This is a genomic window from Nostoc sp. S13 (genome assembly GCF_029379315.1).
Classification (GTDB): domain Bacteria; phylum Cyanobacteriota; class Cyanobacteriia; order Cyanobacteriales; family Nostocaceae; genus Nostoc.
The window spans coordinates 1-25,275 of the sequence record NZ_JAQYWQ010000104.1 but is presented as its reverse complement, the minus strand read 5'-3'; the positions used below and the strand labels follow the sequence as shown (position 1 = coordinate 25,275).

13 protein-coding genes are annotated in these 25,275 nt (G+C 43.1%); 8 read left to right on the top strand and 5 right to left on the bottom strand.

The features are described from left to right. Nucleotides 1-469: 469 nt before the first annotated feature. Complete coding sequence (locus PUQ00_RS25290) at nucleotides 470-1,324, bottom strand: cyanophycinase (protein ID WP_300421935.1); 855 nt, start codon at nucleotides 1,322-1,324, stop codon at nucleotides 470-472. Nucleotides 1,325-1,668: 344 nt separating this feature from the next. Beyond that, nucleotides 1,669-1,872 carry a hypothetical protein gene (locus PUQ00_RS25285; RefSeq protein WP_229483945.1) on the bottom strand — a complete coding sequence of 68 codons (204 nt, stop codon included), beginning with the start codon at nucleotides 1,870-1,872 and terminating at the stop codon, nucleotides 1,669-1,671. Between the two features lie 318 nt (nucleotides 1,873-2,190). On the opposite strand from PUQ00_RS25285, the gene PUQ00_RS25280 reads away from it, so the two are divergent. Further along, on the top strand, nucleotides 2,191-4,128 hold the full coding sequence (locus tag PUQ00_RS25280) for an acetate--CoA ligase family protein (protein WP_300421934.1): 1,938 nt from the start codon (nucleotides 2,191-2,193) through the stop codon (nucleotides 4,126-4,128). Between the two features lie 387 nt (nucleotides 4,129-4,515). Here PUQ00_RS25280 and PUQ00_RS25275 read toward each other — a convergent pair whose 3' ends face one another. Then, entirely contained in the window at nucleotides 4,516-5,070 is a 555-nt protein-coding gene (locus PUQ00_RS25275; RefSeq protein WP_300421932.1) for a PadR family transcriptional regulator, read from the bottom strand. A gap of 471 nt (nucleotides 5,071-5,541) precedes the next feature. Here PUQ00_RS25275 and PUQ00_RS25270 point away from each other — a divergent pair, with 471 nt between their 5' ends. From PUQ00_RS25270 to PUQ00_RS25250, 5 genes are all read left to right on the top strand, one after another. Further along, complete coding sequence (locus PUQ00_RS25270) at nucleotides 5,542-5,949, top strand: hypothetical protein (protein WP_300421930.1); 408 nt, start codon at nucleotides 5,542-5,544, stop codon at nucleotides 5,947-5,949. A 329-nt stretch (nucleotides 5,950-6,278) separates the two neighbouring features. Then, the gene (locus PUQ00_RS25265; RefSeq protein ID WP_300421928.1) at nucleotides 6,279-7,454 is read left to right on the top strand and encodes a hypothetical protein; all 1,176 of its coding nucleotides are present in this window, start codon (nucleotides 6,279-6,281) and stop codon (nucleotides 7,452-7,454) included. A gap of 155 nt (nucleotides 7,455-7,609) precedes the next feature. Further along, entirely contained in the window at nucleotides 7,610-9,049 is a 1,440-nt protein-coding gene (locus tag PUQ00_RS25260; protein ID WP_300421927.1) for a caspase family protein, read from the top strand. Then, nucleotides 9,043-10,182 carry a tetratricopeptide repeat protein gene (locus PUQ00_RS25255; protein WP_300421925.1) on the top strand — a complete coding sequence of 380 codons (1,140 nt, stop codon included), beginning with the start codon at nucleotides 9,043-9,045 and terminating at the stop codon, nucleotides 10,180-10,182. Before PUQ00_RS25260 ends, PUQ00_RS25255 begins: the two co-directional genes overlap by 7 nt. Nucleotides 10,183-11,015: 833 nt before the next feature. Then, a complete protein-coding gene (locus tag PUQ00_RS25250; RefSeq protein WP_300421924.1) occupies nucleotides 11,016-17,633 on the top strand; it encodes a HAMP domain-containing protein in 6,618 nt (2,205 codons plus the stop codon). A gap of 154 nt (nucleotides 17,634-17,787) precedes the next feature. On the opposite strand, the gene PUQ00_RS25245 is transcribed toward PUQ00_RS25250, so the two are convergent. Both PUQ00_RS25245 and yhdJ read right to left on the bottom strand, forming a co-directional pair. Continuing rightward, nucleotides 17,788-18,846: a restriction endonuclease gene (locus PUQ00_RS25245; protein ID WP_300421922.1), complete on the bottom strand. Its 1,059-nt coding sequence runs from the start codon at nucleotides 18,844-18,846 to the stop codon at nucleotides 17,788-17,790. Between the two features lie 78 nt (nucleotides 18,847-18,924). After that, nucleotides 18,925-19,809 (bottom strand): adenine-specific DNA-methyltransferase, encoded by an 885-nt coding sequence (gene yhdJ, locus PUQ00_RS25240; RefSeq protein ID WP_300421920.1) that lies wholly within the window; start codon nucleotides 19,807-19,809, stop codon nucleotides 18,925-18,927. Nucleotides 19,810-20,107: 298 nt separating this feature from the next. Here yhdJ and PUQ00_RS25235 point away from each other — a divergent pair, with 298 nt between their 5' ends. Together PUQ00_RS25235 and PUQ00_RS25230 are read left to right on the top strand one after the other, a co-directional pair. Beyond that, nucleotides 20,108-22,387 (top strand): cation:proton antiporter, encoded by a 2,280-nt coding sequence (locus PUQ00_RS25235; protein WP_300421918.1) that lies wholly within the window; start codon nucleotides 20,108-20,110, stop codon nucleotides 22,385-22,387. Between the two features lie 834 nt (nucleotides 22,388-23,221). Then, nucleotides 23,222-24,937, top strand: a complete 1,716-nt coding sequence (locus PUQ00_RS25230; RefSeq protein WP_300421916.1) for a calcium-binding protein — start codon at nucleotides 23,222-23,224, stop codon at nucleotides 24,935-24,937. Nucleotides 24,938-25,275: the final 338 nt, after the last annotated feature.

Here is a 25,275-nt window from a genome sequence, read left to right as displayed (position 1 = left end):
AAACCTCTCCGTATTCTCTCTTAGTCTTGTTCAGAAATCAAATAGGAGTCCTATAGATACTATTGCTGACCACAGCAAGGTAGGATTGATTTTGATTTATTTAGTTAATTTAGCAATACGAGAGCGATCGCTGCTCGATGTCATATAAAATTTCACAGTTGCAAAATTTTTTGGATTTTATATTTTCATTCAAAAACCAATATGATAAATATTATTTTAGATATTGCCGAAACACAAAACAAGACAATGATGTTTAAAGAACAGATTACACAAGAACTATAAAAATTACCTTAACCGTAGTTTTAGGAGTTTGCTGAAGGTAATATTAATAATTAATCCCCCCTTTCCTCCTGAAAAAGCGGGGCTATGTCCCCTATTTCTGAGAGTACTTGGGAGGATATTCAAGAGATAAATCTCACTAATCTACAAGTATTAATTATTTATTCAATTTAAACACACCTGCTAAAAGTTAAGTGCTGACTAAATCAACAGGTACAGAGACATTTGCCACAGAGCCATTGTTTAAGATAGGCTGGCGGGTTTTCAAGTCAAATTTGAAGCCATGTGGCAAAATATGAAGCTTTGCTCCGCAAATCGCCAAAGACTCATCCTTCAAAATTTCGCCCATATTGTTATATGTAGCTTCTGATTCATCAACAATCGTAACCGCACCTTGACCAATCACTTCAACTTGGTTATTTGTCACTACCATAGCGGTATTTTCGTCAATACCGAATCCCAAAACAGCAGGCTGTAATATCAAAGCTGATATTAAACGTCCCAAGCGGCCGCGCTGCGAAAAATGCTGGTCAATTACCACCCCTGGTAAGAAGCCTAGACCGGGGCCCATTTCCACAGTTTCAATCCGAGGATGTGTTTCTGAGTCGCCTTCCACAATCATTACGTCTGGCATCACGGCAGCTCCCGCGCTTGTGCCTCCAATAACTATACCTTCAGAGAAACGTTTATGAATCCCCAGATCAATTTCGGTGTCCTTGAGGATGCTGGTAATGCGAGCCTGGTTTCCCCCAGTAAAAAATATCCCACTTGCTTTATTAATTGCTTCTAAAGCGGTAGATGAAGATGCATCTTCGCGGGTTTCTGTATCAATAATGCGAACATTTTCCGCTCCCAACCGCTGAAAGACTCTAATATAATTTTCTCCCACTTCTCTTGGTAATTCTGTGGCCGCCGTGATAATTACAATGTACGCCTTCGTACCCCCAGCGCGTCGTACAAAGTCCCGCAAAATTATGCAATCTCCATCCTTGTCTTCAGCTCCCCCAATAATTACCAGCTGCCGTTTGGAATTACTTTCCACCATAATGCCTCCTGATTTGAGTTAATAAATTTTAGTAAACCATGACAATTGAAACTAGCAAAGCATCTCTTTGGTAGATTACTTGATAGAAGTAGAATTAAAATTTGCTTCGCTTTGCGATCGCAATCAAACCAAGAGATTTTTCCGAAAAATTACATCCAAAATAACTATCCTCAAAATTAATTTTTGTTTGTTTAATAAAATCCACAATGTCAACTACCTCTAGATAGATTTTCTAAAAGCATTGTTGACTATCTTGCTTATTGCCGATTGGAAGTTTATCGGGCGATCGTCAGTGATTGCGATTAACTCTAGCTGAGTGCAATTAGATAATCTGATCGAAAGTCCTAATGAATACGACTTCTGTAAAGCAAGTTAGTTAAGAAAAAACGTGCTTGTTCTAATGGGAGATGCCTGGGTTTACCTTGATAGACAATTTGATACTCATTCATGTCTGGGCCATCACCATGCCCAGAGATCAGCTTTTGGTGAAAAGCTTCCTCAGCAAGTTCTCGAATTTCATCTCTTAGAGCAGCTTGTGTGCTATTCATAACTTTGCTGTCTTTTTAATACCCCATGCCCATTTATACCAATTCTTGGGTTGGTGTTGCACCTTTCAAAGGTTATATCTTTGACTAGTCATGAGGATGAATTGACTGTTCTTTATTCTTTACCGAAGAAGGTGCGTTTAATTATGCCTTGAGATAGTTGAAAATGCTTACTAATAAAGTTACGGTGAGTTATGAATTAGATCAATGGCTTTGCCATCCCTCTCCAAAATTAATCTGAATCAATCTACAATCAATAAGTCTGAGTTACCATAACTCAGCATCTATATCTCAGGGTGTTTAGCCAAAGGTTCGTAATCAATGGTTCTACAAAAAAGCAGTGATTTAGTCCGCATTAATGCTAGAAGAACAGATGTATTCGATATTTTCAACTTCAAGCATTATATTGGGCCCAACCCCTATTTAAATACAGGGGCGCTAGTATTTGACCTTGCTCTAATTGACTCTAGAGAGCCTTTGCCCATTGAAGATTATATTGCAAGGATTGCCGTAGATGCGGAGCGCCTTGTCAAGAGCGATCGCTATCCACACCTGGCCAGCCAAAGCTACGAATCCCATGCCGATTTATTTGCCCAAGTTGTGTCCGAAGTCGGAAAACTGGACATGGATTTGCACCTTAGCCATTGGAGTGTCAAGCCGTATCCAAATTGCACGCGGATTAGTGTGCAATCGCTACATGAACGCACAACCAGAGAGATCGTTTATATTGTTTGGGATTGGTTTGAAGCCATTACCCAAAACGAAGACTTTAACTTTGATGAGCAGCTAGTGAAGCTGCAAAATAGATTCCGGGCATCTGTGTATGGTGGCCCGACGGTTTACGCCCTATTGCGAACAGCCTATGAAAAAGGTATTCCCGCCTTTTATTTGTGGGAAGAAGGATTAATGCAATATGGCTTGGGAAAAAAACATGTCCGGGGGATAGCAACAACATTTAACTGTGATAGTCATCTAGATTCGGAATTTACCACCCGCAAAGATGACTGCAAGGCATTTTTAAAGACCTTGGGTTTCCCAGTACCTGAAGGTGATATCGTCTTTTCTGAAAAGGAAGCCCTGGCGGCAGCAAAACAAATTGGCTACCCAGTGGCAGTTAAGCCAGTGGTGGGTCACAAAGGAATTGGGGTCACGGCTGATGTGCAGGACTCAAAAGAACTGGTATCTGCTTATAATAGGGCACTGGCAGCGATTCCCGAAGATCAGCTAACCCGGATAATTGTTGAGAAAAGCATCTCAGGATCAGATTTTCGCTTGTTGTGTGTCAATGGTAGATTTGTAGCTGCCACAGAACGCCGTCCAGCATCGGTTGTTGGTGATGGGTATTTAACACTTGTAGAGTTAATCCGCCAAGAGAACCGCAAACCTGCACGTTTAGACACGCCAACCTCGCCGATGAGTAAGATTCAGATAGATGAAGCGATGGAACTCTACCTAGACGAACAGCGCTTATCATTAGACAGCGTGATTGAGAAGGGACGGACTGTTTATCTGCGTAAAGTCGCCAATCTTTCAGCCGGAGGCATAAGCATCGATGCAACCCAGACAGTTCATGATGACAATATTATCTTGGCGCAAGATATTGCCCAACATTTCCAGCTAACTTGTCTTGGGATTGATGTCATTACCAAAAGTCTCTCAGAATCTTGGAAGTTCAGTAACTTTGCCATTCTGGAAATCAATGCTGCACCAGGCGTTTTAATGCATCTTAAACCTTCTGTTGGTGAAAGCGTTGATGTGCCTTCTCATATCTTAGAAACATTTTTTGAGTCGGGTACAGATGCGAGGATACCGATTATTACCTTTAATAAAATCTCTGTTGAAGAACTGCAAGCAACGATAGACCATATCCTTTTGCAACATCCCAACTGGACAATAGGCGCTATTTGTCGTGATGCCGTTTTTGTGAATCGCTCGAAAAAAGTATTAAGCAAAAATTACAACAGCAATGTCCAAACTTTGCTGCGTCATCCCAAACTTGATTTGCTGATTGCCGAGTATGGGGAAGACATCCTAAATGAAGAGGGTATGTTTTACCAGAGTAGTAATATCGTAGTTTTGGATAATCCCACCGAAACTGAGATGATACTAGTGCGGGATGTTTTCGATGGTTCTACTGTGGTGATTAAAAAAGGCAACGGCATTTCTGTGCGTCGCAAAGGGTTGATTGAAGATTATACTTTGGGTGAAGATGAACCATTTACACGGGTTTATTTGAAAGAAACTGGAGCGATTTTGTGAGCTAGGGAAATAGACGCTCAACCCAATATTTCTGAATCTAAGGGTTAATCAACAGCACTCAATAAGCTAAGAATTACTCACTTAAGCCCTAGCGAATGGAATTCGTACGCCAGTTGCTCTTAAGCGTTCCCGGAGGGTAGTAACTGGCGTGGGGTTTCTAACCGCTCTTTTTACCTTAAGTTGACACCAATGAGCAATGTTTCCTACCGCATAGTCTATTTAAGAGGAAAATAGCTGTAACTATTCCTCAGCAACCCAAGCACCATGAAAACCATAAGCATTCGTTGAGAAATTATCATCCGCGCACAGGTTCAGTGGTAACATCTTGGGCATTCACCACTATTAGGGTTGAAACGGGAATACCCGTAGCTTTAGTGCTAGGGAATGTCAAAGAATCGCATATGGCTTTTGATGACTGATAACATTGATCGCTATCTTCAACCAATCAATATAAGTTTGTTCTCTTCGGAGAACCAACTCCAGCACAAGCCTTTGCATTACCTGCTCACGGTTGGCAGACTCATCAGCAAGTGATGGCAAATCGATGGTTTCACATTCAGCAAGCTTTTTGCTTCGAGCCGCCACTTGTTGCTTCAGTAGGTGAATAATGGTTTCATTCGACAACTGCTCTGCAAAATGCAACTGGACTAGCATTGGTTCTCGGATAGTCGGTAAGGGCTGATAAGTCCCAAGCCATCGCGCAAATTCGGCTTTCCCTGGCTCCGTCACACTGTAGACTTTGCGGTTGGGGCGATCGCGCCCAATCTCAATCTTACAGGTAATCCAGCCTTGCTCAACTAGCTTATCAAGAGTTCTGTAAATTTGTGCCTGGTCTGCTGGCCACAAATGGGCAAGGCATTGATCAAAGCAGCTCGTTTTAAGGTCGTAGCCCGTCATTTCTTGCTGCTGAAGAAGACCTACAATTATATATGCTAGCGACATGAAGACTGTTTTCCCATAATTGACATTTTCTCGATCGCTTCTACACTATGTACTTCTTATAATTTTATGCTACTATATGATTAATCCAATATAAGATATGACGGTTATAAAAAGATATGTTGATTATAATGCTTCTTAGCAACGAAACCAAATACATGAACTGAGGTTGGGCAGATGGCTAATGGTGTTGTTTATACAAGACACTGAGAAAGTGGCAATGTATCTTAAGTGCAGCTCCCGTACTCTTACTTATAAGTAAGCTATGTGGAGCGTTTTGAAAACAAGGGAAGGAAAAAGTTCTGATAAGAGCCGCAAGCCTTCTAGCGAGCCTATACGGCATCATTGGTTATGCTATTCATCGCTAGCGGATTACTCAAGAAACCAGTTGTTCGCTCCGGTTTATCGTGATGAATACCGACGCAGAATTTATTTAAGCCATCAAAGACTATTGTAACGAGAGGATGGGTAACATTGACTTCTAACATACTTTTAGAAAGAATACGTCAACATCAATATCTGCGTGATTTACGAAACAAATTACTCCACTTGCACAAGATGTTGCTGGAGACAGAACGCATTGCCTACGAACAGGTTAGTGGACGAGTATCAAGCGGAGAACTTCTTCAGCTCGTCATCGCCCATGAACAATTTGCTTGGTTGCATCGCATTTCTGAAGTAGTTGTGCAAGTTGATGAAATGCTCGAAGCAGATGAACCAATAGCGCTGGACGATTTCCAAAAGTTGATTGCTGATGTCCGCACGCTGATTATACCGTTAGAGACGGGTAATACCTTCGAGAGAAAGTATTACAACGCTCTCCAGCGCGAACCTGGTGCTGTGTTGGCACATGCGGAGATATCAAGGTTTCTCACGTCTTAGGTCTAAGGGTGAATATACTGACTTTGGGCATTGGGCATTGGGCATTGGGCATTGGTAATTCTTCCCCATTCCCCATGCCCCATGCCCAAAAACTCCATCCCCTTGGGGGTGGGGTTTTTCATTTGTTGGAAATCGCTAATACCTGAATTTTCACGAGAAGTCCTGTTGTATGAGAGAAGGTGGTGATGAATAATACAGAAGAGAAGCTTTGCGATCTACCCTTATCATAATGACCAAAAACGAAAAGGATACAGAGCAAGTAAATTTATTTAGGGGAATCATTAATTTTTAATTTTTAATTTTTAATTTTGAATTCGGAGCGAAGCGACGTGACCACTGTAATATTTGTACATGGCACTGGCATTAGACAACGAGAATACAACGATACCTTTGAGATAATTGAGCAAAAGATTCACGCTCAACGTCCTGACATCAAAGTTGCTCCCTGCCTTTGGGGTGCATTAGGTGCAAAGTTCAATGAAAATCGGGCATCAGTACCCTTGGAGGATGGAACACTAGCTTTATCTCAAGGCGAAGAAGACGCAGATATTGTATTATGGGGGCAATTATACTGCGACCCTTTGTATGAATTGCGGCTGTTGTCTTTGAAACCTATTAAGTCAAGAAATCCTTTTGGGGAAAAACCAGGGGATATTTTACAATCTCGTGTTGCGAGTCTCACTCCGACATTGGAACTGGAAGCTAACTTGCAAGAGGCGGGAATTGCAGAGATATTTGCCCAAGCACGAGATACAGTTATCCGTAGTCAACCGTATAAAGGGGCATTGCTCACAGTTTCCGAATCTGATTTGAGTGAATATTATGCAGCAATAGCAAGAGCGATCGCAGCTCAAGCAATGTTTATTAGCGAACTGCAAGAAAAATTTCCCCCGATACTCACTGATGCCCAATTGCGCGATAAAGTTGTGGAATTGCTGACTCTGGCTTTGACAGAGGCAAAGTTAGGATTGGGTGGCTGGTTATTAAAGCCAGTTCTTGGACTAGCGCAGCACGGCGGAACGAATTATATAAGAAGAAACCGTGTTGAGCTAACTGATAAAATTTCGCCTATGCCTGGAGATATTTTGTTGTATCAGACACGGGGTGAAAAAATCAGGCAGTTTATCCAGGAACAAATTGCCCAAGCAGAACCGCCAGTGGTTTTACTCGCCCATAGCTTGGGAGGTATCGCTTGTGTAGATTTGCTAGTGCAGCAGCAGTTGTCTGGGGTGGAATTATTGGTAACAGTTGGTTCCCAAGCACCATTTTTATATGAGATTAACGCCCTCTACAGCTTAGAATATGGACAGTTATTACCAGAGCATTTCCCGGAATGGTTGAATATCTACGATTTACGGGATTTTCTCAGTTACGTTGGTAATAAAATTTTCCCTGAGCGCGTGCAGGATGTGCTAGTGGATAGCAGACAACCATTTCCCCGTTCCCACGGTGCTTATTGGACAAATGCCAAAACCTGGGAGGCGATTATTTCGAGGTTGCCATAATGGTTTACTTTTTACGGTATCTGGAAAACCCCTCTCCAAACCTCTCTCCTTTTAGGGGAGAGGCTTTAAATTTTCTCCCTTCCCTGGTAGGGAAGGGGGTTAGGGGGTTAGGTCATTTTCCCCATAACCTGAGAGGCTAAATCATCATGCAGTTGATGGCTAAACCTGAGCGGACATTTGGGTTAATCGTGGGTATTGAAAAGTACCAGAAATCTGAATGGAATGTCACGGGTGGGGGGCCAGCCGATGACGCACTGAAATTTGCTCGTTGGCTGCATCGGCGCGGTGTACCGAAAGAAAATATCCGGTTATGTTTATCAGCGCTGGAAGAAAATCATCAGTTAATTGGGGAATGTGGGTTAACTGTAGAGGAGGCAACAGAGCAAAATATCTCCGACATTGTGACTAACTTTTTATCTCCAAAGTCGGGGGATTTACTCTACATTTTTTGGGCGGGACATGGTTTGATTACCTCAGAACGAGAGCGTCGGTTGATTTGTGCTGATGCAAATCAACAGAATTGGCAGAATTTAGATTTGAATTCTTTATTAGTTTTGTTGGGTTCCGATAAATTTCAGATTCCTAATCATATTTGTATTATTGATGCCTGTGCCAATTATCTTTTAGAGTTGGATGGAAGACCAACTAACTTAGGTGGTAAAGCTTTTTTGAGTGGTGAGCCAAGGACAGATACTCAACAATTTGTGTTACTGGCTACGCGGGAAGGAGAGCAAGCTAAGGTAAATTCTGAAAATAAAACAGGATACTTTTCTCAAGCTGTCAGAGAGGCTTTTGCCGCAGCTAATGGGACTTTTCCGCCGAATATGATGGAAGTTACTGAGGCAGTTAAGCAGCGATTTACCAGTTTAGATAAAAAACAACTGCCGACTTATTTTTATTCTCGCAGTTGGAATGGAGATATTGAAAAATCTCATTTCAACCCGTTTGATATCCCGCATAATATCCCACAGAGTCAAGCTCGTAAGTTTGTCGGTAGGGATGAGGAAATAGAACAATTGCGGCAGCTATTACAAGCAAATGATGTGGTGGCAATTACCGATGCGACTGGGCTAGGTGGCGTGGGTAAAACAGAGTTAGCTATTCAATACTCATGGCAATATTTGGAAGATTATTCTGGCGGGTGTTGTTGGTTAAATCCCCAAGGTATTGATTTGGGAACCCAGTTAGTAGAGTTTGGAGTTGTGAATTTACCTAACTTTAATTTTCCTGATGGATTAAGCCTAGCAGGTCAAGTTGCTTATTGTTGGAAGAATTGGCAGGCTGGCAAAGTTTTATTAGTGTTTGATGATATCAAAGACTGGAGGCAAATTCAACTCTACCTACCACCTAGAGGTTCTCGGTTTAAGGTGTTAATTACCACTCGTCAAAATACAGGGTTAACATATCCATCACTACCGCTAGGTCAATTGTCAGGAGATGTAGCCTTAGAATTATTAACAACCCTGCTGGGAAAAGATAGGGTTGAGAATGAATTAGAATTTGCTAGGGGACTTTGCCGATTTGTAAATTATCTACCTATTGGACTTTACCAAATAGCAGCACAGTGCCGAGAGCCAGGGAGAGTATTATGCTAGCAGACATCCTCGCACAGCTACAAAAGCAAGCATCACCAGGCGAGTCTGGTGTAGCAGCAGCTTTTAAGTTGAATTGGCAAAGCTTGGAACCAGAGGCGCAAAAATTGGCTTGTCTGTTGAGTTTGTTTGCTTTGGCTCCTATCCCTTGGTCTTTAGTAGAATCAGCAGCAAGTTATAGCGATTTGGAATTTGACTTAAAAGCTAACTGCACTATTTTAGTTGAGCGTTATTTGCTGCAAGAATTGGCAGAGGACACTTACCAAATCCATGATCGCATTCGGGAATTATTGCAGCAGAAGTTAGAAGAGTTAGCTGAAGCTGACGAACTCAAGCATGGCTATTGTCAAGCAATGGTAGCCGTAGCTAAAGATATTCCTCAGACACCCACATTGATAGAAATTGCTCAAGCAACCCTAGCTATCCCTCACCTTGCCGGAACTGCTACAGTTTACCAAGCTTGGTTAAGCGATGATGATTTAATCTGGCCTTTTTTGGGCTTGGGTAGATTTTACCAAGGTCAAGGAGCCTACGTACAAGCCTTACCTTGGCGTGAACAAAGTTTATCAACTGCTAGAAAACGTTTTGGGGATGAACACCCCTCTGTGGCAACTAGCCTGAACAATTTAGCACAACTCTACTATTCACAAGGAAGGTACAGCGATGCCGAACCTTTGTACACCGAAATTTTGGCGATGACAAAACGCCTGCTGGGGGATGAACACCCCTCTGTGGCAACTAGCCTGAACAATTTAGCACAACTCTACTATTCACAAGGAAGGTACAGCGATGCCGAACCTTTGTATATCGAAGCTTTGTCTATGAGAAAACGCCTGCTGGCGGATAAACACCCCTCTGTGGCAACTAGCCTGAACAATTTGGCAGGACTCTATTATTCACAGGGAAGGTACAGCGATGCCGAACCTTTGTTAATCCAAGCTTTGGAGATTGCTGAAACACGTTTGAGGGCAAATCATCCCAATACAATAACCTTTCGTCAAAATCTGGAAGACTTACGTCGAAAATTGTCAATCCAAGCTTTGGAGATTGCTGAAAAACGATTGGGGGCAAATCATCCCAATACAGTAACCTTTGGTGAAAATCTGGAAGAATTGCGGCGGAATCGTCAGCCTTGATTCAGGAGAATGGTTGCTTTTGTCTCCCCTTGGTTTTAGTAATTTAGGTAATCTGCATCGGCTGCATTACCCGCCTGGGATTCAAATCCTAGTCTATAAGTAGGCAATATAATTAATTACACAATGTTATTGCCAATACACCAAAGCAAAATAATGCGATCGCAGCTATAACTACTTATCTACGATATGCTCTGCGAATGGTGCGATCGCAATGACTGTAAATATTTTTGTTTTTGCTGTGCCCCTACCGCGTGGTCTATTTACCTGAAAACAGCTGTAATGAGCCTCTGAACTCTATTAATGAGTCTTTGAACTCCATTAATGAGCCTCTGAACTCCATTAATGAGCCTCTGAACTCCATTAATGAGTCTCTGAACTCCGTTAATGAGCCTTTAAACTCCATTAATGAGTCTCTGAACTCCATTAATGAGTCTTTGAACTCCATTAATGAGCCTTTGAACTCCATTAATGAGTCTTTGATGTTCTCATTACAGTTAGGACTTACGCAAAACTAGACGCGCTTTAGGGCAATTCATGAATTCCCCCTAAAAAGAAAATCAAGATTTTGGCTATTGTTTGCGTAAATCCTGTTCATTTCCCTTACTAGTCGCTTTTTTGGAGAAAGATTTGCCAGCTAGCTATGATTGATTATGATACTCCAGAGAGGGCTAGCAGCACTACCATCTAAATAGCAGGTGTATAAGGGTTATAATTTCACCCAACTATTGCCCAAAGGTCAAGAAGCGTTAAGCATTACCTCACAGTACCTTAAGCAGGTACGGAGCGAAAAAAATACAAAAAACTTTTAAAGAATAAACCTAAAGGATAAGGCTATGGCAACCGAACAGTTAACTAGAGACAGCGATAATCTAGATTTAAATCAGCTACTAAGAACGCTGAATGCTGTTAAACAGGGTAACTTCTCGGCTCGGATGCCCATAGACCATACTGGTGTGGCGGGGAAAATAGCTGATACGCTCAATGATATTATTAATCAAAATGAGCGGATGGCCGCGGAACTACAGCGAATTGGTAACGTTGTCGGCAAAGAAGGCAAAATTGCCGATCGCGCCTCTCTCGGAGATGTTCGGGGTTCTTGGTTAAATTGTGTTACTTCTGTCAATACTCTAATTACAGATTTAGTCCAACCAACAGCTGAAACTACTCGTGTAATTCGGTCAGTTGCCAATGGTGACTTATCGCAAACGATCACCACAGAAATTGACGGCAGACCTTTGCAAGGTGAGTTTCTCCAAACTGCTAATATCGTTAATACGATGGTGGATCGCCTTGGTTCTTTTGCATCAGAAGTAACGCGGGTGGCGCGTGAGGTGGGAACTGAAGGGAAGTTGGGCGTCCAAGCCGAAGTGCAAGGTGTGGCTGGCACTTGGAAAGATTTGACTGATAACGTTAACTTGATGGCGGGTAATCTGACTGGACAAGTTCGCAACATTGCCGAAGTTGCCACTGCGATCGCTAATGGTGACTTATCCAAAAAAATCACTGTGAATGTGAAAGGCGAAATTCTGGAACTCAAAAACACCGTCAACACGATGGTGGATCAACTTAATTCTTTTGCATCGGAAGTCACAAGGGTGGCGCGTGAGGTGGGAACTGAAGGTAAGTTGGGTGTGCAAGCCGAAGTTAAAGGAGTCGCAGGGACTTGGAAAGATTTAACTGACAACGTTAATTTGATGGCAGGGAATCTTACAGCTCAAGTGCGTAACATTGCGGAAGTGACAACGGCGGTAGCGAATGGCGACCTTTCCAAGAAAATCACTGTTAATGTCAAAGGCGAAATTTTAGAGTTGAAAAACACCGTCAACATCATGGTGGATCAACTTAATTCTTTTGCATCGGAAGTCACAAGGGTCGCCCGTGAAGTGGGTGCTGAAGGTAAATTGGGCGGTCAAGCAGATGTCCGGGGAGTAGCGGGAACGTGGAAAGACCTCACCGATAGTGTGAATTTCATGGCGGGAAGCTTGACGGGACAGGTGCGAAATATCGCGGAAGTGACAACAGCAGTAGCAACAGGCGACCTTTCCAAGAAAATCACCGTGGATGTGAAGGGCGAAATTCTGGAACTCAAGAACACCATCAACACGATGGTGGATCAACTTAATTCTTTTGCATCGGAAGTCACAAGGGTGGCGCGTGAGGTGGGAACTGAAGGTAAGTTGGGCGTGCAAGCAGAAGTGCGCGGCGTAGCAGGGACTTGGAAAGATTTAACTGATAACGTTAACTTAATGGCAGGTAATCTTACCGGACAGGTGCGAAACATCGCGGAAGTTACCACAGCAGTAGCTAATGGCGACCTTTCTAAGAAAATCACTGTTGATGTCAAAGGCGAAATTTTAGAGTTGAAAAACACCGTCAACATTATGGTGGATCAACTTAATTCTTTTGCATCGGAAGTCACAAGAGTTGCCCGTGAGGTGGGTGCTGAAGGAAAATTGGGCGGTCAAGCAGATGTCAAAGGTGTAGCTGGCACTTGGAAGGATCTCACCGATAGCGTCAACTTTATGGCGGGAAGTTTAACGGCACAGGTGCGGAACATTGCCGAAGTGACTACTGCTGTGGCAACAGGCGACTTATCCAAAAAAATTACTGTCGATGTCAAAGGTGAAATTCAAGAACTCAAAAATACCATCAATACAATGGTGGATCAACTCAATTCTTTTGCAAGTGAAGTCACAAGGGTGGCGCGTGAGGTGGGAAGTGAGGGTAAACTGGGCGTGCAAGCAGAAGTGCGCGGTGTCGCTGGCACTTGGAAAGACTTGACCGACAGCGTGAATTTCATGGCGGGAAGCTTGACGGCACAGGTGCGAAATATTGCGGAAGTGACAACAGCAGTCGCAACCGGCGACCTTTCTAAGAAAATTACTGTCGATGTTAAAGGTGAAATTCTGGAGTTGAAGAACACAATTAACACGATGGTTGATCAACTCAGTTCCTTTGCAAGTGAAGTAACGCGAGTCGCGCGGGAAGTGGGAACTGAAGGTAAATTGGGTGTACAAGCAGATGTGAAAGACGTTGCTGGTACTTGGAAAGATTTAACCGATAGCGTGAACTTCATGGCGGGAAGTTTAACGGCACAGGTACGGAACATCGCCGAAGTTACGACTGCGATCGCAAATGGTGATCTTTCTAAGAAAATTACTGTTGGGGTTAAAGGCGAAATTCTGGAACTCAAGAATACCATCAATATAATGGTGGATCAACTTAACTCCTTTGCAAGTGAAGTGACGCGAGTGGCGCGGGAGGTGGGAAGTGAGGGTAAACTAGGCGTGCAAGCCGATGTGCGCGGCGTCGCTGGCACTTGGAAAGACTTGACCGACAGCGTGAACTTTATGGCGGGAAGCTTAACGGCACAGGTGCGAAACATTGCCGCCGTTACCACCGCCGTCGCAAATGGCGATTTATCTAAGAAAATCTCCGTTGATGTCAAAGGTGAAATTTTAGAGTTGAAAAATACCGTCAACACGATGGTAGATCAACTAAATTCCTTTGCATCGGAAGTTACAAGAGTTGCCCGTGAGGTGGGAACTGAAGGGAAGTTGGGCGTACAAGCAGAAGTTAAAGGTGTAGCCGGGACTTGGAAAGATTTAACTGACAGTGTAAACTTCATGGCGGGAAGTTTGACGGCACAGGTGCGAAACATTGCCGAAGTTACCACGGCGGTAGCAAACGGCGACCTCTCGAAGAAAATCACTGTCGATGTGAAAGGTGAAATTCAGGAACTCAAGAACACCATTAACACAATGGTGGATCAGCTTAATTCTTTTGCATCAGAAGTTACCAGGGTTGCCCGTGAGGTGGGAACGGAAGGTAAACTTGGGGTGCAAGCTTACGTCAGAGGAGTTGCAGGTACTTGGAAAGATTTGACGGACAACGTTAACTCGATGGCAGGGAACCTCACCGGACAAGTTCGCAACATCGCCGAAGTTACCAAGGCGGTAGCAAATGGCGACCTCTCGAAGAAAATTACCGTCGATGCTAGAGGTGAAATTTTAGACTTAAAGAATACCACTAACACAATGGTTGATCAACTCAGTTCCTTTGCAAGTGAAGTAACGCGGGTGGCGCGGGAAGTGGGAACTGAAGGTAAGTTGGGCGGACAAGCCCAAGTCCAAGGTGTTGCAGGGACTTGGAAAGATTTAACTGATAACGTTAACTCGATGGCGGGTAACTTAACGGCACAAGTGCGCGGGATTGCCAGAGTTGTGACAGCAGTTGCTAACGGTGACTTGAAACGCAAACTGATGTTAGATGCCAAGGGAGAAATTGAAACTTTGGCAGAGACAATCAACGAAATGATTGATACCCTAGCGACCTTTGCCAATCAAGTAACCACAGTGGCGCGGGAAGTGGGAATTGAAGGGAAGTTGGGCGGACAAGCTAGAGTACCTGGGGCGGCTGGGACTTGGAAAGATTTAACAGATAATGTTAACGAACTCGCTGCTACACTTACCACCCAGTTGCGAGCGATCGCAGAAGTTGCTACAGCTGTAACTAAGGGCGATTTAACTCGTTCAATTGCCGTGGAAACATTAGGGGAAGTTGCCATCCTCAAAGACAACATCAACCAGATGATTGCCAATCTCCGGGAGACAACGCAGAAAAACACCGAACAAGATTGGTTGAAAACTAACTTAGCCAAGTTTACCCGAATGCTCCAAGGTCAGCGAGACTTAGAAACTGTATCTAAACTAATTCTCTCAGAACTGGCGCCCTTGGTAGGAGCGCAACACGGCGTATTCTTCCTGATGGAGTATGGGGAAAGTATGCCATATTTGAAACTAATTAGTAGCTACGCTTACCGCGAACGCAGACATCTGGCTAACCGCTTTCACTTGGGTGAAGGTTTGGTGGGACAATGCGCTTTAGAAAAAGAGCGAATTTTACTGACGGAAGTCCCAAGTGATTATGTCAGAATTGCCTCTGGTTTAGGAGAAGCAACTCCACTTAACGCTGTGGTGTTACCTGTACTTTTTGAAGGACAAGTCACAGCAGTAATTGAATTAGCATCCTTCCGCCGCTTTAGCGAAATTCATCTGACATTCTTCGACCAACTTACCGAAAGTATAGCGATCGTTCTGAATACGATCGCCGCATCGATGCGAACTGAAGAATTACTCAAGCAGTCGCAATCTTTGGCTGAAGAACTCCAAACCCAGCAAAGCGAACTTCGGGAAACCAACAAACGTTTAGAAGAACAAGCGCAATCACTCAAAGCCTCTGAGGATTTACTCAAAGGACAGCAAGAGGAACTGCAACAAACCAACGCCGAATTAGAAGAAAAGGCAGAATTGTTGGCTATGCAGAAGAAAGAAGTCGAGCGCAAAAATCGGGAAATTGAACAAGCAAGAGTGTCTTTGGAAGACAAGGCTGAACAACTCGCCCTTTCTTCAAAATATAAATCAGAATTTCTTGCCAATATGTCCCATGAACTGCGGACACCGTTAAACAGCTTATTAATTTTGGCGAAGCTGTTAACAGATAACATTGATCGCAACCTCACCGCCAAGCAAGTCGAATACAGTCAGACAATTTACTCAGCCGGTACTGATTTATTGACGTTAATCAATGACATTCTGGATCTCGCGAAAATTGAATCTGGAACGATGTCCATTGACATCACCCAAATGCCATTGACAGAGTTGGGTGAGCAGATTGAGCGCACTTTCCGCCAAATTGCTCAGAGCAAAGGACTTGCCTTCGCAATTGAATTTAGTGCGGAATTGCCACTGACTATATATACAGATGTCAAACGCTTACAACAGGTATTAAAAAATCTGCTCTCCAATGCTTTTAAATTTACAGAGCAAGGGGAGGTACGCTTACGGATTGCGGTGGCAAAGCAAGGGTGGAGTAACGACCATGAAACTTTAAATAGTGCCCAGCATGTGATTGCCTTCTCAGTCAGCGATACAGGTATTGGCATTGCCCCTGACAAGCAGAAAGTTATTTTTGAGGCATTTCAGCAAGCCGATGGCTCTACCAGTCGGAGATACGGCGGCACCGGATTGGGCTTATCAATTAGCCGCGAAATTGCCCGTCTCTTTGGCGGCGAAATTAAACTAATTAGTCAACACGGTCAAGGTAGCACCTTTACATTCTACTTCCCACAATTGAGTTCCGAGTCACGATTGCTGACTCCTGAGTCAACATCAACACTCCCATTCGGCTACGCTCAGGGCAACCCCACTCCCCACTCAGAGACGCGATTAATCGCCTCTCTACTAATAAATGACGATCGCACTACTATTGAAAGAGGCGATCGCGTGTTACTAATTGTCGAAGATGACGTTAATTTTGCGCGTATCCTTCTAGATATGGCGCAACAGCACGGATTCAAGGTAATAACTGCCCAAACCGGCAGTACAGGTTTGATGCTAGCGCAGCAATTCCTACCTTCAGCGATTTTGCTAGATATCAGGTTGCCCGAAATGGATGGTTGGTCGGTATTGGATCGTCTCAAACATGACCCAAATACGCGTCACATTCCCGTACATATTATGACCGTTGAGGAAGGGAGACAGCGCGGTTTGCAACTAGGTGCGATCGCATATCTGCAAAAGCCGTTAACCAGCCAGACAATATCTGAGGCGTTGACCAAAATTAAAGGTTTTGTGGAGCGCCAAGTGAAAAATTTGTTAGTAGTCGAAGATGACGACACTCAACGGCTTAGTATTGTCGAGTTGATTGGCAACAGCGATGTTTCTATCACTGCTGTGGCCACGGCTACAGAAGCACTAGAAGCTATTCGCGCCCAACATTTTGATTGCCTGGTTCTCGATTTAGGGCTACCCGACATGACCGGGTTTGAACTGATCGAGCAGATAAAGCTTCTACCTCACGGCAAAACTTTACCAATTATTGTCTACACTGGTAGAGAAATTAGTAAAGCTCAAGAAACGGAACTCAGACGGATTGCCGAGACAATTATCATTAAAGATGTGCGATCGCCCGAACGTCTCCTCGATGAAACAGCATTATTTTTACACCGAATTCAAGCAAATTTACCTGCACCCAAGCGAGAAATACTCGAACAACTGCATTCACAAGATTACTTACTAACTGGCAAAAAAGCGCTAATTGTAGACGACGATATGCGTAATATCTTCGCCCTTACCAGTATGTTGGAGCGTTATCAAATACAAGTTTTATATGCTGAAAACGGCAGAGAGGGGATTACTCTGTTGGAAAATACACTAGATATTGATGTCGTTTTGATGGATGTAATGATGCCAGAAATGGATGGTTACGAAACAACACGCTTAATCCGCCAAAACGATCAATTTAAAACTTTGCCAATTATTGCACTGACTGCTAAAGCCATGCAAGGCGATCGCGAGAAGTGTCTTGAAGCCGGCGCCTCAGACTACATCACCAAACCCGTAGATACCGAACAATTGCTTTCATTGTTGCGTGTTTGGCTGTATCGTTAACTAAAGTCTGTAGAGAGGTGTTAGCAAAGCAGCACAAACTGCAATTTCGCCTCTCTACTCTCATATTATTTCACGAAATACCTAATACAGATATATAGGTAGGGGCATACATCTGTACGCGATCGGGTGCAGCGTGTTATTCGGTGGTGACAAACTACTCCTCTTCCACTGTATCTTCATAGATGAGAATATCCTGTTCCTCTGCTTCTACATTGAATTCAACACGACTCTGTAAAACTATTTCTTCAATTACTGCTACTCCTTTGCCCTGTTCTAAAACCGTATCAAAACGGTGCATTAGTTCTGGGATATTTATAACTTCTTCTATAGATTCCATATATTTTTTGACAATAACTTTGATGTTATATTTTGACGTGGCTTGTTCCTCAATTTTACCTAATATTTCTTTGGCTGTCTGTTGACTTTTCACAACAAAAGTAATAGGGTATCTCTGTACCTTATCAATATCCAAAAAATATTTACCAGCATCAATAGTCTCTGTTACCTGGAAGAATCGTCCGAGGGGTTTCATAACAAAATCTATACCCCCATCATTTGCATTTGTACGACCAGTCTTATACAAAATTAAATATTCAGCATTTAGTTCATCAGGCGACCATCCCCAATATATTTTTTTATCTCCGTAATACTCCTTTAGAATTGCATAACTTACAATTTCAAAAACTCTTGCATCTATATTTGGTCTTAGCAAACCTCGGATAAATTCAATTGCTCGCAAAGGCTCTTGTTGGTGAATGTCAATCATTTCCTGACAATAGAACATGAACTGGCTAAATGCCTCCCTACGTGCTGCCACATAAGCATCAATGATATCTCTAATAGCCTCAGCAATATTTATTTGAGTATCATCAATATAAAATTTTATGAGATTTTCGTTAATCCAATATCTATTTGTTTTGGCATCTCTTATTACAGGTACATAATATAACGTTGGAAAATATTTTTTAAACTCTTCATTTAGTCGATGGTTTAGTGCATGATTTTGCAGCTTATCGCCAAATGGAAGCTTTCTTTGTCTTGTAAAAAGTGTCGAAAACTGGGCACCTTGATACTCATCATATCCATCCTTAAGGTGAAACTCATTATTCAAATAATCTTCAACTAAAACATAGATAGCGTAGTGGTTTGCAAATCCTGCTCGTGATTTAGATCCTCTATTAGCAGCTTTTGTCTTAATATTTAGGTACTGCAATAACTCACTATATTTAAAAATTTTATCTCCATAGTTTGGAAAATAGTAATTTAGAATATCAAGGTTTTTTTTGTGAATTCATGCTTTACTATCGGCATCAAAAAGGCTCCCCTGTATATTGATTTCTTGCCCATTTTTATTTTTTTTAGTATTGTTCTTTTGCGGAGATAATAACTTTTCTCCTTTGTATTCTTTCCACCCTAGAACACGTCTAAGACCAATTCTCAAATATTCTTCTTGAGATTCTATGCTAATAGAAATCCGCCCTAAACGTTTTGCCACAGCAGCAGATGTAAAAGTTCCTGCGAATGGATCAAGCACAATACTACCCTGATCACTACTTGCAAGAATAATTCTCTCTAGTAATGATTCGGGTTTTTGTGAGGGATGATTTTCATATTCTTCCATTTGATATCTTACACGAGGAAAGTACCATACATTCCCAGGTACTTTTTCTGTATTGTATAGGCTTGGAACGGATTTTCTATAATCAATCAACTTCCTCTGTGCGCCTGTTTTTGCTTCTATTTTAATATCACCAGAATTGAAAATATAATTGTTTTTGTCTTTAACACAGTGAAGTATTGGCTCATACATTGAGCCGAAGTATTTTGTTGCTTGAACTCCAGAACTATCGTAATGCCAGACAATTCGGCTAAGAATTACCATTTTCTGCCTTAAGTAAAGCTCAAAGTATGGCATCGCTTGAGTGCTTGTCATCACATATAGGGTTCCATTTGGCTTCAATATCCGAATACATTCATCAAGTAATTTGTATGCCCACTTTGCATACTCCTCCTCAGACTCCCATTTGTCATAGAAATTTGAAAACCGTTTTCCGATGTTGTAGGGAGGATCGATAAAAACAATATCTACAGATTCAGAGGAAATCTCACTAGATAAAATATGTAGGGCATCGCCATGAAATATAGTATGTCCCTCGTTTCCATATCGTTCAAACATGACCATTTATCTGAAAATAAGCTGTGCGTGAAAAAACAGCCTTAACTCTACACCATTATTGATACTGCAATAAGCTACTGAATTAGTTATTATACTGACGATTCCCATATACGCTATGAGTGAGAGGAATTGAATAGGCGATCGCTAAGTACAGCATTTGATTAATTCGTAGTAAATTCTCTGCGTGCCTCTGCGCTTCCCTCTGCACGCCTTTGCGTTTAAATTAACCCTCAATTGCCTTGAGATCATAAAACTTTGTATCCTGGATTAAGAGGTCTTAATAGTTCTTTTAAAACTGGTGCAAGAAGATTTTAGGCTAATTGTTGATTTAGTTTTAGTTCTAGGCGTTGCAGCCTGTGGCGGACTGTTGGCGGCACTTTTGCGACAACCCGTGCTGCTAGGATATCTGATTGGCGGGATGATCATTGGGCCAGCCGGACTGGGACTGATTAAAGAAATTATTCAAGTAGAGACTCTGGCACAGTTCGGGGTCGCCTTTTTGCTATTCGCCTTGGGTGTAGAATTTTCCTTTGCAGAACTCAAAAAGGTAAAAGCGATCGCTCTTGGTGGAGGTGGACTCCAGATTGCTTTGACGATTTTGGTAACAGTTGTGGTATGCGGGTTAACCGGAGCCTGGGGAACTTTACCTGCAAAGGGGATGTTTTTGGGGTGTATTTTGTCCTTGTCTTCCACAGCCGTTGTCCTCAAGTGCTTGATGGAGGACAACGAAACAGAAACGCCTCACGGGCAAGTGATGCTGGGTATTTTGGTAGTACAGGACTTGGCACTGGGACTGATGTTAGCAGTCTTACCAGCCCTCAACCAACCAGCAGAAACCATTGGCATCACCGTACTAACAGCCCTAGCTTTGATTGGTTTATTTGCTGCTGGTGCAGTAGCTGCGGGGATTTGGCTGATACCGCCTTTGTTGCGACTCTTAGCCCGTACCGAAAGCCGAGAACTATTTTTATTAGGGGTTGTAGCCCTATGTTTGGGCATTGCCTTGCTGACAGAGCATTTGGGGCTGTCGATTGAGATGGGGGCATTTGTCGCCGGTTTGATGATTTCTGAGGTGGAGTACGCCGATCAAACCCTGACTTATGTCGAACCACTGCGAGATATTTTCGCCAGTTTATTTTTTGCCGCCATTGGGATGTTAATTGACCCAGTGTTTTTGTGGAACAACCTAGAATTGATTTTGGGGTTGGTGGCAATAGTTTTCGTCGGTAAATTTTTGATTATTACCCCCCTAGTGAAACTGTTCCGCTACCCTTTGAAAACAGCCATAATCGCCGGTTTGGGACTGGCGCAAATTGGGGAATTTTCCTTTGTTCTCGCCAGTGAAGGACAGTCTTTAGGGCTGGTATCCCCACCAATATACTTATTAATTTTGGGAACCACCGCAGTCACACTCATGCTTACTCCGTTTGTCCTGCGGTTAGTGCCATTTTTATTTAACTTTGCCGAATCAATGCCCTGGTTGAAACCGTATTTAGAAGAACAAGAGGCGCGGGATGTATCAGAAGATTTGCCCTTCAAAGACCATGTGGTAGTCTGCGGTTATGGGCGAGTCGGCAAAAATTTGGTGAAATTATTGCTGCAACACGACCTAGCTGTGGTAGTAATCGACCAATCAGAGAGTAGAATTCAACAGTTGCGTGAGGCTGGGGTGTCTTATGTCTATGGCAATTGCGTGAGTTTACATGTTCTGGAAACTGCCGGGGTGAATCATGCTAAAGGAATGGCGATCGCACTCCCAGACCCCATGAGTACCCGTCTTTGCTTGAAACGTGCTTTAGAGTTGCGCCCAGAATTAGATTTGGTTGTCCGTGCTACCCAGGATAAAAATATTGAAGTGCTGTATCAATTAGGAGCCAGAGAAGTTGTGCAACCAGAGTTTGAAGCTAGCTTAGAAATGGCAACCTATTTATTAACTGGCTTAGGCTTGTTGTCGCCAGCTGTCGTCCAACGCGAAATGCAGCAAATCCGCAACGATCATTATTTAGATTTGCGGCCAGAGCGTTCTGCTACTGAAGTTGCCCATGATTTGCGCCAAGCAACTCGCGATTTAAATCAGCGCTGGTATCCTTTACCATCTGCTTCACCCCTAGTTGGCATGAGCATAGAAGAAGCAGATATGCGCTACTTAACAGGAGCGAGTTTGATGGCAATTCGCCGCGCTAACGGGGATGAAATCGATTATCCCAATAATCAAACCAAATTGGAAGATGGCGATCGCTTGCTGGTAGTGGGAGCAGATGAAGAACTGGCGGCTTTGGCAGAATTAGCTAAAGGACAAGCTGTTGTTCCCGGAGAAAATAGTGCTTGTCAGTGGATTACAGTTAATGCAGATGCGCCAACGTTAGGTAAAACCCTTGCAGATTTAGATATCGCCAAGCAATATGGAGTACAGGTACAGGCAATCCGGCGAGATGGCAAGTTTATCCGCTATCCTGATGGCGGTATGGACTTGCGAGTTAGCGACCAAGTATTGTTATGCGGTAGCTTGACAGGCCTGAGTCAACTAGAACTCACATTCAGCACCTTCAACTATCACATCGGTAAAAATAGTATATAAGAACTATGAAATAAGTCGGCTGTGATCAGATTATTCAGAATAAATAGCATTAACTTGGAAGTGCTGGCTCTAAGGATATTGGGTTAATTGATCAATGCAAGTGTTCTTGGCTCAGTCTAGTCATGTCTGCGTCCGTAATTTTGATCATTTATAGCGAATAGACATCTCCGAAAAAGAATGTAGAGATGCGAAACTTCGCGTCTCTACAAGGGTTCTAGATAACGCATATTTAATTTCTGGAGATGTTTATTCTCTTTTAAATACAAAACATTGCCATGCGTAGGCTAGCAAAAACCGCAGGCATCGCTTGATCTTAAATCATACCCGCAGCTAGTCCCAACCCAGGTCTTACCCTGAGCCTGCGCCGTACCCTTCTCTACGAGAGGCTGCGCTAACGGGATCTTGCTACGCGGAGCGTCTCGTAGGAAGGGCATCGCTGCCATCATCCTCTTAGGCGCAATTTAGGAATTGCCCTAAAGCGCGTGTAGTTTTGCGTAAGTCCTAAACTCGAAAAATATGAAGATTATACAAAGATCAGTACTTTTAGATAGATTTATCCGCAAATAATGTGAAGAATATGCAAAGATGTTTCTTGAAATATAGACATCTAAGTAAATTAGGATGTAATTAGTTAAAGAATTCAGAAGTCAGAATTCAGGAGCGGAGGAATGAAAGCTCTGCCAAGGCGTCAGAATCAAGACGTTAACGAGTCAGGAGTGAGAATTGAGCATGAATTCTCACTCCTGACTCCTGAATTCTGTTTCGATAAAACAGCACTAACAGCAACTTGAGAACTGAAGTTACTGAAAAAATTGATTTAGTCAGGTAAAAATTATGGCAAATATCATTGGCACTATTGGTGATGATACCCTACTGGGTAGTAACGGTGCAGATACAATCAACGGTAAAGCAGGCAACGATACCATCACAGGAAATAAGGGTGACGACACTCTGACTGGTGGCGGTGGCAAGGATAAATTTGTTTACAATTTGGGCGACGGCACTGATACTATCACCGATTTCGGTGGCATTGGTAAAGGGATAAACCCCACACCAGCAGTCATTGCTGAAGTGGATACCATCAAATTCCTTGGTGCTGGTTTCACTCCCCAAAATCTGCTGCTTACCCAGAATGGGAGCAATCTGGAAATCACCTTTGAAGGGGTAGGTGGTGCAAAAGTCATCTTGCAAAACTTCAAATTAGAAAACTTGGAGAATCTCAAAGCTTCTGCAACAATACCAGCGATCGGTAATATCCTGTTTAATGGGCAAACTAGCATCACGGACAATTTTAATGTCCTTGATGCCAACTCCACTGATACTAGCCTGGGCATCAAGAACACGGTAACTTTCCTCAATGACCTTGATAACAACATTACGGGTTTAGACGACTCAAATGATGTCATCAATGGTCAGGGGGGCAATGACAAAATCGATGGCTTGAGTGGTAACGACTTGCTACGGGGTGGTACGGGGAATGATACTCTCATCGGTGGTACGGGCAATAATACCCTCTACGGTGGTATTGGTGACGATTACTTGACCGCTAACAGTTCAACAGGCAATAATCTGCTCTCTGGGGACGATGGCAATGATTCTCTCTCCGTTTCTGGCTACTACACCTTCACATACCCAGACGACGAGTATGACTCTCGCTCGTCAGGCAATAACACCCTCAACGGTGGCGCTGGTCAGGATAACTTGAGTGCTGACGGTTCAAAAGGTAATAACCTGCTTTCTGGGGACGATGGCAATGATTCTCTCTCTGTCTCTGGCTACTACCAAGGAAATGACTACGACTTCCAGGAATCTCGCTCGTCTGGCAATAACACCCTCAACGGTGGTATAGGTAACGATAGCTTGACTGCTAGCGGTTCAACAGGCGATAACCTGCTCAATGGTGGCGATGGCAATGATTATATCTCCATCTCTGGCTACTACAGCTACACTCCCAACGGAGACGAGCACGAACCCCGCAACGTCTCCATCACATACGACTCTCGCTCGTCTGGCAAGAACACTCTCAACGGTGGTATAGGTAACGATAGCTTGAGTGCTAGCGGTTCAACAGGTGATAACCTACTCTCTGGTGGTGATGGCAATGATACTCTCTCCGCCTCTGGCGCCACTGGTAATAACATCCTTGATGGTGGCAATGGCAATGATATTCTCACGGGTGGCAATGGCAATGATATCCTCACGGGTGGCAACGGTAATGACACCCTCTATGGAGGATCTGGTACTGATACCTTTGCTTTCAATAGTTACAATCAAGGCACTGATCGTCTTTATGACTTCAACCCCACTAATGAATTGATTCAGGTATCGGCTGCTGGTTTTGGTGGCGGGTTATCAATCGGTTCACTCTCAGCGACCCAGTTTACCCTTGGAACGTCTGCAACGACAAGCAATCAACGATTTATATATGACAATATTACAGGTGGACTGTATTTTGACCTTGATGGCAGTGCGTCTGGGTTTAGTCAGGTAAAATTTGCCCAACTATCTGCTGGTGTGACACTAACCAAAAACAATTTTGTGGTTGTTTAATCTGAATTAGGGTTTTTCCATCACTAAGCGGCACGGAATACAAGGTACTTACAAAAGCACCTTGTATTCGATTATTCAATCCAATTCCTGTTAACAGAGAGTAGATGTTGGGTTTTGTTCCTCAAGTTTCGGCATGGGTGCGGATGGGAGAGCAAGTTTTCTGCGCTAAGTCAGTTCATGTCTGCGTTCATATTTTTGATAACCTATAGCGATTCTTGTTTAGATGGTGTTGCTGAATCAAGGGATGATTTTTGTAGGGTGGGCCGAAAAGCCCGTCCCGAAATATAGCAACCGCCAAGGCGATTAGGACGCTGTGCGAAGCACATCTTCCATAGCAT

Coding starts and splice junctions, on each gene's coding strand:
- PUQ00_RS25275 (WP_300421932.1), bottom strand. CDS start 5,070: ATGTCGCTAGCATATATAATTGTAGGTCTTCTTCAGCAGCAAGAAATG.
- PUQ00_RS25260 (WP_300421927.1), top strand. CDS start 7,610: ATGGCTAAACCTGAGCGGACATTTGGGTTAATCGTGGGTATTGAAAAG.
- PUQ00_RS25255 (WP_300421925.1), top strand. CDS start 9,043: ATGCTAGCAGACATCCTCGCACAGCTACAAAAGCAAGCATCACCAGGC.
- PUQ00_RS25280 (WP_300421934.1), top strand. CDS start 2,191: ATGGTTCTACAAAAAAGCAGTGATTTAGTCCGCATTAATGCTAGAAGA.
- PUQ00_RS25250 (WP_300421924.1), top strand. CDS start 11,016: ATGGCAACCGAACAGTTAACTAGAGACAGCGATAATCTAGATTTAAAT.
- PUQ00_RS25285 (WP_229483945.1), bottom strand. CDS start 1,872: ATGAATAGCACACAAGCTGCTCTAAGAGATGAAATTCGAGAACTTGCT.
- PUQ00_RS25230 (WP_300421916.1), top strand. CDS start 23,222: ATGGCAAATATCATTGGCACTATTGGTGATGATACCCTACTGGGTAGT.
- yhdJ (WP_300421920.1), bottom strand. CDS start 19,809: ATGTTTGAACGATATGGAAACGAGGGACATACTATATTTCATGGCGAT.
- PUQ00_RS25290 (WP_300421935.1), bottom strand. CDS start 1,324: ATGGTGGAAAGTAATTCCAAACGGCAGCTGGTAATTATTGGGGGAGCT.